At 46.3% G+C, this 16,762-nt stretch carries 17 protein-coding genes; 16 read left to right on the top strand and 1 reads right to left on the bottom strand.

Going from position 1 to position 16,762, the window contains the following annotated elements; translation table 11 throughout:
• Nucleotides 1-135 precede the first annotated feature (135 nt).
• Entirely contained in the window at nucleotides 136-321 is a 186-nt protein-coding gene (locus tag DXA97_RS20225) for a hypothetical protein (protein WP_182436894.1), read from the top strand.
• Nucleotides 322-355: 34 nt separating this feature from the next.
• Nucleotides 356-886, top strand: a complete 531-nt coding sequence (locus DXA97_RS12615) for a nitroreductase family protein (protein WP_118533798.1) — start codon at nucleotides 356-358, stop codon at nucleotides 884-886.
• 60 nt (nucleotides 887-946) lie between these two features.
• On the opposite strand, the gene DXA97_RS12610 is transcribed toward DXA97_RS12615, so the two are convergent.
• Nucleotides 947-2,485 (bottom strand): PucR family transcriptional regulator, encoded by a 1,539-nt coding sequence (locus DXA97_RS12610; RefSeq protein WP_182436889.1) that lies wholly within the window; start codon nucleotides 2,483-2,485, stop codon nucleotides 947-949.
• 180 nt (nucleotides 2,486-2,665) lie between these two features.
• Between DXA97_RS12610 and DXA97_RS12605 the strand changes: the two genes are divergently transcribed.
• From DXA97_RS12605 to DXA97_RS12545, 14 genes are all read left to right on the top strand, one after another.
• A complete protein-coding gene (locus DXA97_RS12605; protein WP_118533796.1) occupies nucleotides 2,666-3,538 on the top strand; it encodes a DUF2877 domain-containing protein in 873 nt (290 codons plus the stop codon).
• Nucleotides 3,525-4,607, top strand: coding sequence for a hypothetical protein (locus DXA97_RS12600; RefSeq protein ID WP_243107651.1), 1,083 nt, complete (start codon nucleotides 3,525-3,527; stop codon nucleotides 4,605-4,607). Before DXA97_RS12605 ends, DXA97_RS12600 begins: the two co-directional genes overlap by 14 nt.
• A complete protein-coding gene (locus DXA97_RS20965) occupies nucleotides 4,604-5,080 on the top strand; it encodes a hypothetical protein (RefSeq protein ID WP_243107650.1) in 477 nt (158 codons plus the stop codon). Before DXA97_RS12600 ends, DXA97_RS20965 begins: the two co-directional genes overlap by 4 nt.
• Before the next feature lie 15 nt (nucleotides 5,081-5,095).
• Nucleotides 5,096-6,523 carry a DUF1116 domain-containing protein gene (locus DXA97_RS12595; RefSeq protein WP_118543544.1) on the top strand — a complete coding sequence of 476 codons (1,428 nt, stop codon included), beginning with the start codon at nucleotides 5,096-5,098 and terminating at the stop codon, nucleotides 6,521-6,523.
• Between the two features lie 39 nt (nucleotides 6,524-6,562).
• Nucleotides 6,563-7,363, top strand: a complete 801-nt coding sequence (locus DXA97_RS12590) for a cyclase family protein (RefSeq protein ID WP_118533793.1) — start codon at nucleotides 6,563-6,565, stop codon at nucleotides 7,361-7,363.
• 67 nt (nucleotides 7,364-7,430) lie between these two features.
• A complete protein-coding gene (locus tag DXA97_RS12585) occupies nucleotides 7,431-8,615 on the top strand; it encodes an amidohydrolase family protein (protein WP_118720447.1) in 1,185 nt (394 codons plus the stop codon).
• Complete coding sequence (locus DXA97_RS12580; RefSeq protein WP_118720445.1) at nucleotides 8,597-8,836, top strand: hypothetical protein; 240 nt, start codon at nucleotides 8,597-8,599, stop codon at nucleotides 8,834-8,836. Before DXA97_RS12585 ends, DXA97_RS12580 begins: the two co-directional genes overlap by 19 nt.
• Before the next feature lie 39 nt (nucleotides 8,837-8,875).
• Nucleotides 8,876-10,078: an amidohydrolase family protein gene (locus DXA97_RS12575; protein WP_118533791.1), complete on the top strand. Its 1,203-nt coding sequence runs from the start codon at nucleotides 8,876-8,878 to the stop codon at nucleotides 10,076-10,078.
• 22 nt (nucleotides 10,079-10,100) lie between these two features.
• Nucleotides 10,101-10,802, top strand: coding sequence for a DUF6198 family protein (locus DXA97_RS12570; protein WP_118543545.1), 702 nt, complete (start codon nucleotides 10,101-10,103; stop codon nucleotides 10,800-10,802).
• Between the two features lie 92 nt (nucleotides 10,803-10,894).
• Nucleotides 10,895-12,307 (top strand): TIGR00366 family protein, encoded by a 1,413-nt coding sequence (locus DXA97_RS12565; RefSeq protein ID WP_182436888.1) that lies wholly within the window; start codon nucleotides 10,895-10,897, stop codon nucleotides 12,305-12,307.
• A 19-nt stretch (nucleotides 12,308-12,326) separates the two neighbouring features.
• Nucleotides 12,327-13,268 carry a carbamate kinase gene (gene arcC / locus DXA97_RS12560; RefSeq protein ID WP_118533788.1) on the top strand — a complete coding sequence of 314 codons (942 nt, stop codon included), beginning with the start codon at nucleotides 12,327-12,329 and terminating at the stop codon, nucleotides 13,266-13,268.
• 40 nt (nucleotides 13,269-13,308) lie between these two features.
• Nucleotides 13,309-14,676, top strand: a complete 1,368-nt coding sequence (locus DXA97_RS12555; RefSeq protein ID WP_118543556.1) for a solute carrier family 23 protein — start codon at nucleotides 13,309-13,311, stop codon at nucleotides 14,674-14,676.
• Between the two features lie 40 nt (nucleotides 14,677-14,716).
• Nucleotides 14,717-15,634 (top strand): orotidine-5'-phosphate decarboxylase, encoded by a 918-nt coding sequence (gene pyrF, locus DXA97_RS12550; protein ID WP_118533787.1) that lies wholly within the window; start codon nucleotides 14,717-14,719, stop codon nucleotides 15,632-15,634.
• Nucleotides 15,635-15,745: 111 nt separating this feature from the next.
• Nucleotides 15,746-16,648 carry a LysR family transcriptional regulator gene (locus DXA97_RS12545; protein WP_118720525.1) on the top strand — a complete coding sequence of 301 codons (903 nt, stop codon included), beginning with the start codon at nucleotides 15,746-15,748 and terminating at the stop codon, nucleotides 16,646-16,648.
• Nucleotides 16,649-16,762 lie beyond the last annotated feature (114 nt).

Raw genomic sequence — 16,762 nt, 5'->3', positions numbered from 1 at the left:
GGAAGTTAGCAGAAAAAGCAAATTGGAATTCTTTGCGGTTGCCTGAGGCTATGAGCCCTGCCGCATGGAACACATCAAGCATACTGGCCGGAAAACAACAGTGTCGGTTCCGGACAGGTGCTGCACTGTCCTTACATGGCAGCAGATGCCCGCCTGGTGGTGAAGGAGATGACATGGCAGACGGAGCGGAAACAGGAACTGGACGAGTACGAGAAAGCCGCGCTGGATGAATGGGAAAGTGGATTGGGACCGGAAAATAAAACTTCACAATTTCAAAGCCTTTCTTTTGGGAACATTTGTAAAGTTTATTTGTTACAATGAACTTAAAAGAAAACCCAAAGAGAGGATGAGGATCATGAAACAGGAACTGTTGAAAATCATGAAGGAAAGACGCTCTGTGCGCAGTTATAAAAAGGATCTTATGATCCCGGAAGATGTATTGCAGGAGATTCTGGAGACTGCAACTTATGCACCGACAGGCGGTGGGAGACAGTCACCGGTCATCATTGCAGTTACAGATAAAACCATGCGAGATCACATTGCGCATCTGAACGCGAAGATCATGGGAGATGAGAATGCAGATCCGTTCTATGGAGCACCGGCTATTGCGTTGGTTCTGGCAGATGGCAGCAAGAGCACTTGGGTGGAAGATGGTACAAACGTACTTTGCTATCTGATGCTGGCAGCAAAAGCATGTGATGTTTCCAGTGTATGGGTACACAGGGAAAAAGAAATTTTTGACAGTGAAGAAGGAAAGAAGCTTCTGAAACAGTGGAATCTTCCGGAAAACTTAAGAGGTGTCGGTGCAGTGGCACTTGGATACCTGGAAGGCGAGGAGCCGAAAGCAGCTCCCCGCAAAGAAGGTTATATCGTAGAAGTACGTTAAAACCGGACCTTAAATTTATAAAGATAGACAGCGGCCTCCAGCAGGAAATGATCATTCCTGTTATGGAGGTCTTTTTTTTGTAATTTCCTGGATACTCTTGATGCGGTACGCAATGGTATTGTAATGCGTAAACATTTCTTCTGAGATTCTTTTTACATTTCCGGCATATTCAAAATAATAATCCAGAGTCTTTAAGAGATCTGTGTGTTTCTGGTAATCGGTTTCAATCAGCGGACCAAGCAGTTCCTGGACGAATAGGCTGGTTTCTTTTTCTGGGTCCGCAGCGTACAAAAGACGTAACAGACCGAGATTTTCAAAATCAAGAACAGTCTGTTGGTTCAGCAGCGCAGTGCGCAGTGCGGTGCGGGCTTCAGTATCGCTCTGGACGATTCCGCGGATACCCGGGTGAGGGCGGCCACAGCCGGCAGAAATATGAAGATCAGGATATTCCTGGGCAAGTGATGTGATCAGCTTTGGAATATGGTGTGATAAATGTTCCAGATCAGAACTGGATGCAGGGGCGTTCAGCAGGATCAGGTAATCATCGGAAGTAGGGACAATCCGTACGTCCAGTCCCAACCTTGAAAAAACAGAACGGATATTGCCCATAAGGAGTGTGTGCTGAAAATTTTTTTTATATTGATTTTTTTCATCCTGAATCTGTGTTTTTAAACGCAGAATTAGGTGGTTGTCAGCGAGTGTGAGCTTAAATTCATCGGCGCGGGTTTGTTCAAGCTGATGGTCTACGATAGGGTCTGATAGAAGATGGAGTAGAAAACTGGTGAAAAGAGAATCTCCCTGTTCCCGGACACTTTGTTCCCGCGTGATTTCCAGTGGAATGGCGGTGAGAACCTGCGATAAAAGCTCCGGGGGAAGCGCCGGAGACTGGGTCGGGTTGCAGATATAAAGGCAGCCGTAGGAGTGGTCCCCTAATGTCAGATCGTGCGCCTGGGAGCGCTGGATAAGTGTATTGATCATCTGAGATTCGGAGTCTGCCTTAAAATCGCTGCGGTCTTCTTCCTTAAGAAAGATACTGTGGCGGTTGTTGACGCTGTCTACAATGAGGATACTGCCGCCGGTAAGCTGGGAAATCATGAAAGCAATCTCATCTAGATTGGCTCCCTCGGTGATGGTCTGGGTCAGCATCTGGTTTACAGAAAGGGTATTTCGCAAAAGCGCAGTCCGGCGACGGGTCAGTTCGTCGGAAAGTACCTGGGTAATACGGGAAAACTGCATGTCGGGCGGAAGTACAATGAGCGGAAAGCCAGCTTCATTGGCTTGTTGGATCATAATGGGGGGAACAACGTTGTCGAGGTATTGTGAAGGTTTGATGCAGAATGCGGCCATCTGGTTTTGCACTAAAGTAGGAATATAGGCATTCATGGCATCAGGGTCCTGATAGACAGAAAAACAGGTGGATATCATCAGTTCACCCGGGGAAATCCACTGTCCGTAATCAGGGTTGTCGCTTAAGTTAATGCCGGAAACAGTGCGGTTTAACCCACTTTCACCGGCAGCAAGATAGCTGGTCGAAAAAATAGGGAGTTTTAAAAGCTCCTTTACGGTTGGGTAATAGGCTTCTTCAATATAGTAGTTCATCTGGGCTTCCTCCATTCAAAATTGAAACGCTTACCAAAAGTATAAGAAGTTTATTGTGAACAGTCAACATAGAAAATGACAAAATTAGTGATTATAATATGAAACATAACAAAGATAAAAAACAAAGCAAACAAAAAATATTGTGAAGAGTTCACAAGACGGAGAAGGGAGGAGTGGAAAATGAAGGTGCGGGTTCGGATCTGCAGCCGCTTATACGAAGCGCTGTCGGAACAGACACTGGAAGGAACTTTACATTCCTGTTTTCACAGAGCCATGAATATGGCATATGAAAACGGCCTGGTTACCTTTCTTGCAAAAGAAAAGAGCCTTCAGCCTTTTTCCCTAAATCTCGACTGGAGCGGTGATTTCATGTTTGTGAAAGAACTGGTACGTTCCAGGGGAACAGAAATGCGGTTAAATCTGCAGGGGCTCTGGATTGGAACTTATCAGGTGTTTGAGTTTGAAACGTTTGAGATTCTGAATCTGAAGAAAAGGCAGAGTGAGATCCTGAATCCGGTAGCAGCCAATTTCATCCGAAGTTTTCTTTCACATCAGGAGGAAAAAGGAATTCATGGGTTAATTGAAGGAAGAACAGAGGATGTGTTTTCCGCTTTTCTTGCATCGAGGATCGAAGCCTTTCGAGAAGCAGTGCAGAATGGGGAACGGGAAACAGCGGTGTATGCGGCAGGGCAGCTGGCTGGAGGAGGGCCGGGCCTGACACCTTCTTCCGATGATTTTCTCTGTGGCTATATAGTATCGTGGCCAGAGAATTATCCCTGGGAAGGGTTTGCGGAAACAGTCACCGGTGCAGCGGCATCCAGAACAAACGATGTCAGTGGATCTTTGTTGAAACATGCGGGCGAAGGAATGTTTTCAGAGGATGTTCTTGGTCTTCTGGAAGGATTTGCAAACTGCGACACAGAACAGATTCGCACAGCGCTGAAACGTGTTGCCTGTTTCGGAAGCAGCTCAGGATGTGATTTCCTGACCGGCATGTATTATGGAGTTATCGATAGCAATAAGATGGGAGGAAACAGATGTGGTAAAGCTTGAAATCAGAAAAAACACCTATTACGATTCAGTAACCCTGATGATCATCTCGAAAGATGTAAAAAATCTGTCAGGTGTTTCTGAAGCACTGGTAGGCATGGGAACGGATCTGAACCGTGAGATTGCGGGAAATCTTGGCTTAGATGCAGACGGCTTTGAGGATGTAACCGCAAATGACTTTTTTGTGGCAGCGGATTGTGATGACGAGAACTGCTTCAAAAAAGTAGTGGAAAAGGTAGATGAACTGCTGAACAAGAAAGCAGAAAAAAGCAAGGCAGAGTATTTCCCGCCGACTCTGGATGGAGCCATAAAAGTGGAAAAAAATCTGAACATGGCAGTGATTTCAGTTCCGGGACGTTTTGCGGCAGATGTTGCAAAAGACTGCCTGGATCGTGACATCAACGTTATGCTGTTCAGTGATAATGTCACCATCGAGGAAGAAAAAGCACTGAAAGAGTACGCAGTATCCAAAGAACTCCTGATGATGGGTCCAGATTGCGGAACCGCAGTTATCAATCATGTACCGCTTGCATTTGCAAATGTGATTAAGCCTGGAAAAATCGGTCTTGTGTGTGCATCCGGAACCGGTGCGCAGGAAGTTTCCACTATTATCGACCAGCTTGGTGAAGGTGTTTCCCAGCTCCTCGGAACTGGTGGAAGAGATTTAAAGAGTGAGATTGGCGGAATCATGATGAAGCAGTGCCTGAACGCACTGATTGAAGATCCGAAGACAGAGATTATTGTGCTGGTGTCTAAACCGCCGGCAAAGGATGTGGAGGATCAGATTTTAAAGATTGCTGCTAATGCTGGTAAGCCGGTTGTAGTCTGCTTCATTGGTGGTGACGCAGAGAAAATTAAAAAAACCGGATTATATGCAGCAGTATCCCTGGAAGATGCAGCGCATAAGGCAGTGGCACTGGCAAAAGGAGAGGCCGTATCGGATTTTGAAGATTTCACCATGGGCCTTGAGAAAGCGGAAGCGCTGGCCGCAGAGGAAAGAGCCGGCATGATCCAGGGGCAGAAATATGTGAGAGCCTTTATACCGGCGGAACCATTTGCGATGAGGCAATGAAACTTCTGATCGGAAGTATGGGACATATTTATTCCAATATCCCGCTGAAAGCGGAAGATAAACTGGAAAACGCAAGAAATGGAAAGTCACGGGAAAATACTTTCCTGGATTTCGGAGATGATGAGTTTACTGTTGGCCGTCCGCATCCGATGATTGATCCATCCCTTAGAGCAGAGCGTGTGGTCGAGGAGGCAAAGGATCCGGAAACCGCTGTGATCCTGGTAGACTGTGTGATTGGCTATGGTTCCCACGAGGATCCGGCAAAGGATTTATCCGATGCGATTCGGAAGGCAAAGGAACTGGCAGCAAAAGAAGGCCGTTACCTGTCTGTGGTAGCTACTGTATGCGGCACAGAGGGTGATCCGCAAAACCGTACAGCAACATCTCTCCAACTGGCAGGAGCAGGGGCAATTGTACTTCCGTCCAATGCACAGGCAGCGAGATTTGTAGAACTGATCACGAAAAATCTGTAGGGGAGGAGGAAGAACATGAGCAAGGTAAATGAGTTATTTGAGAAAGAATTATGCGTAGTCAATTTCGGTATTGAGTCTTTTTATCAGGACCTGAAAAAGCAGAATGTCAAATCGGTCCATGTTGCGTGGAAACCGGTGGCTGGCGGAGATAAAAAGATTGCCGGTTATTTAAAACAGTTAAAGGATCCGAATCTGGCAGAGAAGATCGCAGCCGCAAACAAGGAGGCACTTCGCAGAATCCTTGCGGCTCAGCCGGCGCTGGTAGGAATGTCAACTGCCGGAGAAGCAATTCCTGGCATGACCAAAACGACGATCCTTCATGCTGGCCCGCCAGTGAAGTGGGAGGACATGTGCGGTCCTATGAAAGGCGCTGTTATGGGCGGCCTGATCTATGAGGGACTGGCAAAGGATATGAAGGAAGCGGAAGAGCTGGCCGGAAGCGGAAAGATTACCTTTGATTCCTGCCATCATCACAATGCAGTAGGTCCGATGGCTGGTATTGTTACTTATTCTATGCCGGTATGGCATGTGGTAAACAAAACTTTCGGAAATGATGCGTACTGCACTATGAACGAAGGACTTGGAAAGGTACTGCGGTTTGGAGCTTGTGATGAAGAGGTATTTGACCGCCTGAGAAAGATGGAAAAGGTTTATTATCCGGTACTGAAAGAAGCACTGGAAATCCATGGCGAGATCGATATGAAAGTTATGATTGCGCAGGCTCTGCAGATGGGAGACGAGGGGCACAACAGAAATAAGGCTGGCACGTCCTTGTTTATCCGTGAGATCCTTTCGGATGTTTACAAGACCCATTTTCCGCTGGAGCAGCAGCAGGAGGCAATTGCATTTATCAATGGAAATGACCATGCATTTCTGAATCTGTCTATGCCGTCCTGTAAAGCTACGATGGATCCGACTCTGGGAATTCCGTACAGCACCATTGTTTCTACCATGTGCAGAAATGGTGTGGAATTTGGCATCCGGATTTCCGGACTTGGCGCAGACCAGTGGTTTACGGCACCGTCCGAATATATCCGCGGTCTTTATTTCCCGGGATATTCCGAAGCGGACGCAAATCCGGATATCGGAGATAGCTGTATTACAGAAACAACCGGAATTGGCGGATTCTGTATGGCAGCTTCACCAGCTATCGTACAGTTTGTAGGAGGCCAGGTTCAGGATGCGATCAACTACTCTTCTCAGATGTACGAGATTACAGAAGGGGAAGGAAATGCCTATAAAATTCCGGTACTGGACTTCAGAGGTAGCGCAACTGGAATCGACATTGTAAAGGTTTTGGAGACTGGAATCCGCCCGATCATCAATACTGGTATTGCTCACAAGGATTACGGCGTTGGACAGATTGGAGCAGGTCTTGTAAATCCGCCGGAAGGCTGTTTTACAAAAGCCATCGAAGCATGCGCAAAAGCATGGACAAACTAGATAATAAAAATATTTATATATTAAGGAGGATTTATAATTATGAGTAAGTGGTCTGACATCAAAATCTACGATTTAAGTATTCCGATTGGAATCAGTACTCCGCCGTGGCCAACCTATGAGCCGCTTCAGGTGAAGTATTTCAAGCGTCTGGCACCGAATGGAGCAAACGGACAGCTTGTGACCCATTCCAATCATGTAGGAACCCATCTGGATGGCCCGCGTCATTTCGACACCGCAGGAAGAGATATTGCAGCTCTGGAATTAACCAAGCTGTGTGCACCGGGTGTTGTAGTTGATTTGTCTGATATGGCAGAGGATTTCGGCATCTATACCCCGGAAGATATCGAGAAGCGCGTTGAGGTACGTGAGGGAGATATCCTGATCATCAACACTGGTTATCATAAGTATGGATTTGACCAGCCGGAGGCAGATGAGCGCCGCTATATGCTGCGTCACCCGGGTCCGTCTCTTGATTTTATCAAGTGGGTACGTGAAAAGAAGATTAAATGGCTGGGAGTTGACTGCGGTTCCGCAGATCATCCGATGAATACTAAGATCCGTGACTGGGAGCCGATGGAGGCTGAAAAGTGCGACGCTATTTTCCGCAAGAAATATGGCAAATCCTTAAATGAGATTTATCCGTGGCCGGAGCATTACCAGGCAATGCATTTAGAGTTGTTTGGCCAGCCGTATGAGGCAATCCATGCAGAGTGCATGGGAGGTGAGATCGATAAGTTGTCCAACAAGCGTGTTGTAATCGGATGCTTCCCGTGGAAGTTCCAGGATGGAGAAAGCTGCATCAGCCGTATCGTGGCATTCGATGGTTTCGAGGATGTATAAAGAACAGTAACAGGCCGGTTCAGAGGGTTTCGTGGGGGAACCCTCTGAACGAAAAGGAGGAGTCTGTATGGGGACAACGCTATATAAAAATGCTGACTGGATCATTACCATGAACGAGAAAAGAGAGAAAATCCGTCATGGTGATCTGCTGATTTCAGGAAAAGAAATTCTGGATGTAGGAACGGATCTGGAGAAAAAATATGAAGGAACATTAAAGATTGACCATGTGGTAGAGGCAGAAGGCACGGTGATTCTTCCGGGTTTTGTAAATGTGCATCATCATACATGGCAGTCTCTGATCCGCAATATCCAGGCAACAAGAGGACTGAAGCTGGAACCGTGGCTGACTGTTATGTATGAGATCTATAAAGATCTGAATACGGATGTGGCTCGTGCTGGTGTTTATTCTGGTCTGGGAGATATGCTTAAAACTGGATGTACGACATCCAATGATCTTTGGTATCCGCATCCTGTGGGAGTAAAATATCTGGTTGACGCGGAAATTGAGGCCGCGGCAGAAATTGGAATCCGTTTCCATCCGACCAGAGGATTCCACTCTGTACCTAGCAGTATTGTACCGCCAGAAGTTGTGGATACAAAAGAGAGTGTTGTGGAAGACACGATCAGACTGGTGAAAAAATATCATGACCGGTCCCGTTTTTCCATGTGCCAGGTTGGCATCGCTCCGAGCATTGCCCAGTATGAAACGGAAGATATCATTGAAGCTGTAGTAGATCTGGCAGAAGAGTATGACATTATGGTTCACGGTCATCTGGCAGAGAGCCAGCATGAGGTGGAATATACGCTGAAGACTTGGGGTTGCCGGCCATTTGAGTGGTTTAAACGGCACCGTTTGCTTGGCAAACGGTTTTATTTTGCCCACTGCATTCATTTGAATGAAGAAGAAATCGCACAGATGGCAGAGACCGGAACCGGAGTGGCACATTGCCCGATCTCTAATATGCTTTTAAGTTCCGGTGCATGTCCGGTGCCTTCTTATCTGGAACACGGTCTCACAAGAATTGGTCTTGGTGTAGATGGAGCTGCCAGCAGCAATTCATCGAATATGCTGGAGGAAATCCGGTGCGCATATCTGTTAAATCGTCTTACCTGGGGTGATAAGGCGGCAACACCGGATGATTATCTGTATATGGCAACGGCAGGCGGAGCAAAAGTTCTTGGACGGGATGACATCGGTTATCTGGCACCTGGAATGGCAGCAGATTTCGCCAGATGGACTGGAATCAGCTGACTTATGCAGGCGGATGCTATGATCCGGTGGCATGCATTGTAGAGAGCGGCGATCCTCGTCTTGTTAAAAATGTAGTAGTAAATGGGGAATTAGTAGTATCTTCTGGAAAACTTACAAAGGTAAGCGAAGAGGAGAAGCGTGACTACGTAAACCAGGTAGGAAAAGATCTTCTCACCAGGGCATCCGCAAGGATTGAAAGTCTGAAAGAGGATATTGGTTAGCAAAAATGTTGAATCATGTAAAATAATGGAGGTTTACATATGCTGGATATTAAGATTACGAACGCAAAAACAAGAAATACCGGAAAAGAACTAGTTGAGATCGGAATTGAGAACGGAAAGATCACGGCAATCGCGTCTGCAGTAGAGGGCGAGGCAAAGCAGGTTATCGATGCAAAAGGAAACCTGGTAACCGAGTCCTTTGTAAACGGACACCTTCATCTGTGTAAGGTTTATACTCTGGAAATGGCCGGACAGGCTGCATTAAAAGAGTACAACGACAATAACATGGGCGGTGCTATGACTTCCATCGAGAGAGCAGCAGATTTCAAGGCATGCTATGATGAAAAGTGGATCATTGAGAATGTCCGTAAGGCATGCGATCTTGCTGTGAAATACGGCAATACCCATATCCGCGCATTTGCAGATGTGGACAGCAAAGCCAGACTGGAAGGCGTAAAAGGTGTTATCCGTGGAAGAGAGGAATATAAGGACCGCCTGGATATTCAGGTCGTTGCATTTCCGCAGGATGGTGTTGCCAGAGAGCCGGGAGCAAAAGAACTGATCAAACAGGCTATGGATCTTGGTGCCGATGTAGTAGGCGGAATCCCGTGGATCGAGTTCACTGAGGAAGAGGAGTTAGACCATGTAAATTCTATGTGTAACTACGCAAAAGAGTATGACAAAGACATTTCCATGCTTCTGGACGATGTAGGTGATGCAGAGGAGAGAACCCTGGAGATGTTATGCAAAAAGGTCATCGAGATGGGCTGGCAGGGAAGAGCAACCGCACAGCATTGCCGTGCCATGGAGCTGTATCCGGAGAACTACTTCAGAAAGCTCGTTTCCCTCTTAAAGAAAGCCCAGATTGGTGTGGTATCCGATCCGCATACCGGTCCGCTGCATGCAAGAGTCAAAGACCTTCTGAAGGCAGGCGTGCCGGTTGCTCTTGGACAGGATGATATAGCAGATGCTTACTATCCATACGGTGAGTGCAATATGCTTCAGGTAGCTTTCCTGGCAAGCCATTTGCTCCACATGGTAAGCTTCGACGACATGGAGCTGCTTTACGACATGATCACAACAAGCGCCGCAAAGGTTCTTGGAATCAAAAACCATGAACTGAAAGAAGGCGGAGATGCAGATCTGGTAGTACTTCAGGATGAGGATGTATACCATGCAATCTGGCATCACACAGCACCGGCTTATGTTATTAAGAACGGCGTTGATATTACCGTAAAGTAACAGCTTCAAAAAGGAGAAGCATATGGAAAATAAGAAAGGAAGATTTGCAGAGATTGCGTATGTCCTGGGAATAATTCTGTGCCCACTGGGGGTCTGCCTGTCGGCGAAAAGCGGATTTGGCGTGTCAATGGTAGTTGCACCGGCCTACGTGCTTTATTTGCGTATTTCAGAAACAATTCCCTGGTTTACTTTTGGAAAATCAGAGTATATCTTTCAGGGATTGCTGCTGATCGTGCTGGCCTTTGCTGTGCGGCGCTTTAAGTGGAAGTATCTGTTATCTTTTGTTACGGCGTTTATTTACGGAAATATTTTGGATCTGTGGTATGTTGTATTAGGTTCGGAACAGTATACCGTATACTGGCAGCGCGGAATGGCTTGTGTTTTTGGAATTCTGATCACTTCACTGGCCATAGCTTTTTTCCTGAGAACGTATCTTCCTCAGGAAGCTTATGAAATGTTCGTAAAGGATGTAACGGATACGTATCAGAAAGATATGACAAAAGTGAAATGGCTGTTTGATCTGTCAGCGCTTTTGATTGCAGTAGTTCTTATGCTGGTGTTATTCCGCCGGTTTGCTTTTAATATGGTCGGATTAAACACAGTTCTTGCAACAATCGTAAATGCTCCGCTGATCGGCTTTTTTGGAAAAATGCTGGATCGTGCCGGAAGTTTTGATTCTTTATTCCCGGAGTTTTACCAGAAATTTCAGAAGATTATGAATTAAAAGTGAGAGCTGCCTTATAAACAGGGCGGCTCTACTTGTAAAATCTTAGAACCAGGAAACTGGAAACTTTTGGGCAGAACGAGGTGAAAATTGTGAAAAAAATATTTGATGCACTGGTAGATGGCAGTGTGGCATTAATCAGCCGTTTTCTTCCGGATGCGTATATTCTGGTGCTGCTTCTTACGGTAATCCTGTTTGTGGTTGCGGTTCCAGTTACAGGAATTGCGCCGGCAGAGGGAATTACCGTGGCGGATCGGCTGGTGAATCTGGTGTACGATGGCTGGTATGGCGGTTTCTGGAATCTTCTTGGCTTTGGGATGCAGATGGTTCTGATTGTGGTGACGGGAACGATGTTTGCCAATACAGAACCGGTTCACCGCATCATCGTAAAGATTGCGTCTATTCCGAAAACTCCGAGACAGGCACTGCTTTTAGTTTCCGCAGTGGGTATGGTCGCGTATTTTTTACAGTGGGGAGCCGCTTTGATTGTATGCGCGGTCCTGGCACAGGAAGTGGCAAAGCAGGTAAAGGGAATTCATTATCCGCTTCTGGTAGCGGCCGCTTATGTTGGAAACGCGTTTTGCCTGGTAGGAATATCCGGAACGATTGCACTCAATGTTGCCGGAGGCTGGACATTCGATGGGGTATGGAGTACAACGGGAATTCCATTTCGTGAAACGGTATTTGCGCCATACAACCTGTTTATTTATCTGGTAGGAGCAATTGTGCTGTGCCTTTTGATTACGGCTATGCATCCGTCTCCTGAAAAAACAAAAACTGTGGATCCGGCAATCTTCGCTGAGGAGACGGTGGAAAAACAGTACAGGCCACGCAGTGAGATGACGCCGGCTGAAAAGTTGGAAACATCTGTACTTTTAAATGGTCTGATTGCGTTTATTGGCTTTTTCTGCGTAATCTGGAGTTTTGTAGATTCTCTTTATATCAAAAAACAGTCATTTTCACTTTCTATTAACCAGGTGAATATGATCTTTCTGTTTGCATCGATCGCAATGTATAAAACTCCTGTACGTACGGTAGCGGCAGTAAAAAAATCTCTGGGCGGAGCGGTTGGCGTTGTGCTTCAGATGCCGTTTTATGCCGGAATTGCCGGATTGATCAGCTATCACGGCGGTTCAACCGGTGTTTCCATCGCACAGGTGATTTCCGGATTTTTTGTACATATTTCCAATGTGCAGACCTTTCCGCTCTTCACTTGCCTGAGCGCGGTGATCGTAAAGCTGTTTGTACCAAGCGGCGGAGCCCAGTGGGCGGTTCAGGGGCCGATTGTAATGCAGGCGGTCCAGAGCTTTATGCCGGCTGTGTCGGAAGGAAAGGCAGCAATGGCACTTTCCTGGGGCAATTCCTGCTGTAATCTGCTTCAGCCGTTCTGGCTGATTCCGGTGCTGGAAGTCGCAAAACTGAAAGTCAGGGATGTTATGGGATATTGTGTGATTTGTCTGCTGGCACTTCTGGTGATTATATCCGTAGGATTACTATTTTTATAAAAACGAATGGAGAAGAATTATGGGAAAACGAATTGTGATAGCTCTGGGAGGAAATGCACTTGGTAAGACAATTTCCGAGCAGGCAGAGGTAGTAAAAGGAACTGCAAAGGCCGTAGCCGGACTGGTTCGGGCCGGTCATCAGGTTGTAATTTCACATGGAAATGGACCACAGGTCGGAATGATCCAGAAGGCAATGACTGCTTTGCATAAGCAGGATCCGGAGCATTATGAGCTTTGTCCGCTGTCTGTGTGCACTGCAATGAGCCAGGGCTATATCGGACTGGATCTGCAGAGGGCACTGCGCAATGAACTCGAGAAATGTGGAATTTTAAAGTCCATCACAACCATTCTTACGCAGGTGGAAGTAAATCCAAATGATGATGCGTTTAAAAATCCATCTAAGCCGATTGGTGCGTATGTCACCGAAGCAGAGGCAGAAGTTCTGAGAAAAGAAAGAGGATTTGAGTTTGCGGAGGATGCAGGAAGAGGCATCCGCAGAGTTGTTCCGTCTCCAAAGCCGCAGCAGATTCTGGAACTGGAATCGATCCGGAAAATGGTAGAAGACGGACAGATTGTGATTGCCTGCGGAGGCGGAGGCGTTCCGGTAGTAAAAGAGGAAGACGGATATTTTGGAACAGAAGCCATTATCGATAAAGACTTTGCTTCAGAAAAACTTGCGGAAGAGTTAAATGCAGATTACCTGATTATTTTAACAGCTGTTGAAAAAGTTGCGATTTTTTACGGCACACCAAGGCAAAAATGGCTGGAGCATATGAGTGTAAGAGAAGCAGAATTTTATATAGAGGATGGGCAGTTTGCTCCGGGCTCCATGCTTCCGAAAGTAGAGGCAGCGGTCGCCTTTGCAAAATCCGGTCATGGAAGAAAGGCTTTGATTACGCTTCTTGAAAAAGCGGAAGAAGGAATTGAAGGCCGGACTGGAACAGAAATATCTATGGTTTAATAAAGAACAGGAAGATTTAAAATGGGAAGGGAGAGATTTTATGTATAATCCAGAACAGCCGGTTTTTGAAGAACAGCCTGAATCAAATATTGAAATTGCATATGGAATTGAGGATGTGCCAAAACCATGCTGGAAGGCCGTTCTTTTTGCATTGCAGATTACTCTGGTAGATTTTACACCGTTTATGTGGGCAGCAGGGTTTGCCTCTTTAGCAGGAATTGACCAGCCGGATTTTGTTCCGACGTTGCTTTGCGCATGTTTCTTCTGTATGGGAATCTGCACATTTTTACAGACAACGGTAGGTAACCGCCTTCCCATTGTTCAGGGATCCTCTTCCGCACTTATGTCATCCATGGGAAACATTGCGGCTGTTTACGGTCTGCCAGCAGTGTGGGGAGCCTCGCTGATTGGAGGTTTGATTCAGACAATCCTCGGAATTACAAAGACAGTAAGCAAGGTAAGAGCTTTCCTTCCTCCGGTAGTAGTTGGTTCTGTGGTGACAGCAATTGGGTTTGTCGCAGCGAGAATCGCGGTTCAGTGGACTTTTTCCAGACAGGAACCATTATATCTGGTTCTTGCGCTGATTTCGTTTTTGTTGGCGCTTATACTGAAATTTAAAACGAAAGGAATGGTATCCCAGGGCTTTATCCTTATTACGGTTGTTATCGTCGGAGTTGTGGTTTCTTCATTTCTGGGAATTTTTGACTGGAATGCAGTTTATGCCGCACCGTGGATAAAGATTCCACGTTTATTTCCATTTACAGGGCTGTCAGGACAGCCAAACGCAGTAATCACGTTTACGGCAGCGGCCATTATTGGTGGATTCAGCGGCTATATGGGAGCTATTTTTGAATCTGTCGGGGATTATGCGGCAACCTGCGCAGCCTGTGATGAGGTTTACCGTGTGAAACATATTGATAAAGGAATCATGGCCAGCGGACTTGGCTGCATGATTACAGCCCTCTTTGGAGGCTTGCCGTGTACTTCCTACACACAGAATATCGGCATTGTTGCAGCTACCGGCGTGGCATCCAGGCGGGTAACCCAATATGCAGGTGTTTTATTCCTGTTGTATGGCTTTTGCCCGAAAATGGCATATATTCTTGCCGGAATTCCGAAACCGGTTATTGGGGCAGTGTTCCTGATCTCTGCGGCTTCCATTATGTTTTCCGGAATTGACTCCATTGTGTCATCACCGAGAACTCTGAGAAACACGCTGGTAGCAGGGATTACTCTGACGCTGGCAGTTATGCTTCCGTATCAGTGCACTTCTACTTATAAAGAGTGGGCAGACAGCCTTCCACCATTTTTAAATATGTTGTGCACCTCACAGGTTTTTATTGCTGTACTTTGTGGTGTGGGACTGAATATATTGCTGAATTTTGTTTTACGGGATAAAGAAGAATAAAAGAATGTGGTACGTTGTACGTGCTGCTAAGGAGAAGACCATGATTCAGAAATTAATTGAAAAGATTCAGAAAACAAAGGCACCGATCTGTGTTGGACTGGATCCGATGTTAAATTATATTCCGGAATATATTTTAAAGAAGTCCTTCAGAGAGTTTGGTGAGACGTTAGAAGGAGCAGCAGATGCTATCTGGAATTTTAATAAGGAGATCGTGGATCATACCTGGGACCTGATTCCGGCTGTGAAGCCACAGATTGCCATGTACGAGCAGTTTGGTATTGAAGGATTGAAGGCATATGACAGGACTGTGAAATATTGCCATGAGAAAGGCCTTGTGGTTATTGCTGACGCAAAACGCGGCGATATCGGTTCTACCTCAGCAGCATACGCATCAGCTCATCTGGGCAGAGTGAAAGTTGGAAACAATAGTTGTTCTATATTCAATACAGATTTTATTACTGTGAACCCGTATCTGGGAAGTGACGGAGTAAAACCTTTTATTGATGTTTGCAATGCAGAGGATAAAGGCATTTTTGTGTTGGTAAAAACCTCGAACCCCTCCAGTGGGGAGTTTCAGGATAGGCTGATTGATGGTAAACCGCTTTATGAGCATATTGCTGACAGGGTGGTCGAGTGGGGCAGGATATCTATGGATGGCGCATACAGTAATGTCGGAGCGGTCGTAGGAGCAACCTACCCGGAGATGAGCGTTATTTTAAGAAAACTCATGCCCAAAACCTACTTCCTGGTACCTGGTTATGGTGCACAGGGCGGTACAGCAAAAGATTTAAAGAATTGTTTCAATGAAGATGGACTTGGAGCAATTGTCAATTCTTCACGCGGCATTATTGCAGCGTATCGTCAGGAGAAATACGCAAAGTTTGGTGCAGAGCACTTTGCAGAAGCATCCAGACAGGCAGTTGTTGATATGGCTGCAGATATTAACAGTGTTCTGTAAGACAGAGCAGGGCACAGCAGTGTACAGAGGAGAAAACAAAATTTTATTTTTCAGTGGAATGTGGTAGAATTAAAAGAAAAATCATAATTTATGAAATTTGAGGACACACCTATGACACTGACACAGCTAAAATACATCGTAGAGACCGCGAAGGCCGGGAGCATCAGCAGGGCAGCTGAAAAGCTGTATATTTCCCAGCCCAGTCTGACGGCAGCTATCCGGGAACTGGAGCATGAGTTTGGCATTACCATCTTCCAGAGAACCAACAAGGGAATTATCCTGACTTCGGAGGGTGAGGAATTTCTCGGCTATGCCAGACAGGTCATTACCCAGACAAGCCTGATGGAGGAACGTTATTCCGGCGCGGCTCCGGTGCGTCATCAGTTCTGTGTCTCTACCCAGCATTATTCCTTCGCGGTGGAAGCCTTTGTGGAACTGCTCAAGACTTACGGAGGTAAGACTTACGATTTCCGGCTCCGGGAGACCCAGACCTATGAGATCATTGAGGATGTGGCAAAGCTGAAAAGTGAGATTGGGGTGCTCTATTTAAACCAGTTCAACGAGAACGTTCTGCGAAAAACCTTCAAGGAGCATAATCTGAAATTTGAACGGCTGTTTCTGGCAAAGCCTCATGTGTTTGTCGGATCGGGAAATCCGCTGGCCAAGCTGGAAAAGATCACTCTGCAGGATCTGGAGCCATATCCGAGGCTTTCCTACGAGCAGGGAGATCACAATGCGTTCTATTTTTCCGAGGAGATTTTAAGTACGCTGGAGAGCCGGAAAGACATCCGGGTCTGTGACCGGGCAACATTGTTTAATTTGCTGATCGGCCTGAATGGCTATACCATCTGCAGTGGTGTGATCAATGAAACCCTGAATGGCAGGGACATTGTGTCGGTGCCGCTGGAGGCAGATGATTACATGGAAATCGGGTATATCACGCACAAACAGGTGGTGCCGGGAAAATTTGCCATGCATTACATAGAAGCACTGAAGCGTTTTGCGGTAGACTAACATAAAAGGGGCTGTCGCACTAACGTGCGGCAGCTCATTTTATATATCCAACACAAAACGCCGAGCTTCGAAAAGCCCGGCGTTCGTGGTATAATCAGTTTATGCGACTAAACA

This window comes from Clostridium sp. OF09-36 (assembly GCF_003481985.1).
Classification (GTDB): Bacteria; Bacillota; Clostridia; order Lachnospirales; family Lachnospiraceae; genus Brotaphodocola.
The sequence above is the reverse complement of the archived record's forward strand: the minus strand, read 5'-3'. Positions and strand labels throughout refer to the sequence as shown.

Bases quoted from the DNA above. Each gene is read 5' to 3' on its own strand.
- DXA97_RS12555 (WP_118543556.1), top strand. From the start codon at position 13,309: ATGTATAATCCAGAACAGCCGGTTTTTGAAGAACAGCCTGAATCAAAT.
- DXA97_RS20225 (WP_182436894.1), top strand. From the start codon at position 136: ATGGCAGCAGATGCCCGCCTGGTGGTGAAGGAGATGACATGGCAGACG.
- DXA97_RS20965 (WP_243107650.1), top strand. From the start codon at position 4,604: ATGAAACTTCTGATCGGAAGTATGGGACATATTTATTCCAATATCCCG.
- DXA97_RS12585 (WP_118720447.1), top strand. From the start codon at position 7,431: ATGGGGACAACGCTATATAAAAATGCTGACTGGATCATTACCATGAAC.
- DXA97_RS12595 (WP_118543544.1), top strand. From the start codon at position 5,096: ATGAGCAAGGTAAATGAGTTATTTGAGAAAGAATTATGCGTAGTCAAT.
- DXA97_RS12575 (WP_118533791.1), top strand. From the start codon at position 8,876: ATGCTGGATATTAAGATTACGAACGCAAAAACAAGAAATACCGGAAAA.
- DXA97_RS12570 (WP_118543545.1), top strand. From the start codon at position 10,101: ATGGAAAATAAGAAAGGAAGATTTGCAGAGATTGCGTATGTCCTGGGA.
- pyrF (WP_118533787.1), top strand. From the start codon at position 14,717: ATGATTCAGAAATTAATTGAAAAGATTCAGAAAACAAAGGCACCGATC.
- DXA97_RS12605 (WP_118533796.1), top strand. From the start codon at position 2,666: ATGAAGGTGCGGGTTCGGATCTGCAGCCGCTTATACGAAGCGCTGTCG.
- DXA97_RS12590 (WP_118533793.1), top strand. From the start codon at position 6,563: ATGAGTAAGTGGTCTGACATCAAAATCTACGATTTAAGTATTCCGATT.
- arcC (WP_118533788.1), top strand. From the start codon at position 12,327: ATGGGAAAACGAATTGTGATAGCTCTGGGAGGAAATGCACTTGGTAAG.
- DXA97_RS12580 (WP_118720445.1), top strand. From the start codon at position 8,597: ATGGACTGGAATCAGCTGACTTATGCAGGCGGATGCTATGATCCGGTG.
- DXA97_RS12610 (WP_182436889.1), bottom strand. From the start codon at position 2,485: ATGAACTACTATATTGAAGAAGCCTATTACCCAACCGTAAAGGAGCTT.
- DXA97_RS12615 (WP_118533798.1), top strand. From the start codon at position 356: ATGAAACAGGAACTGTTGAAAATCATGAAGGAAAGACGCTCTGTGCGC.
- DXA97_RS12545 (WP_118720525.1), top strand. From the start codon at position 15,746: ATGACACTGACACAGCTAAAATACATCGTAGAGACCGCGAAGGCCGGG.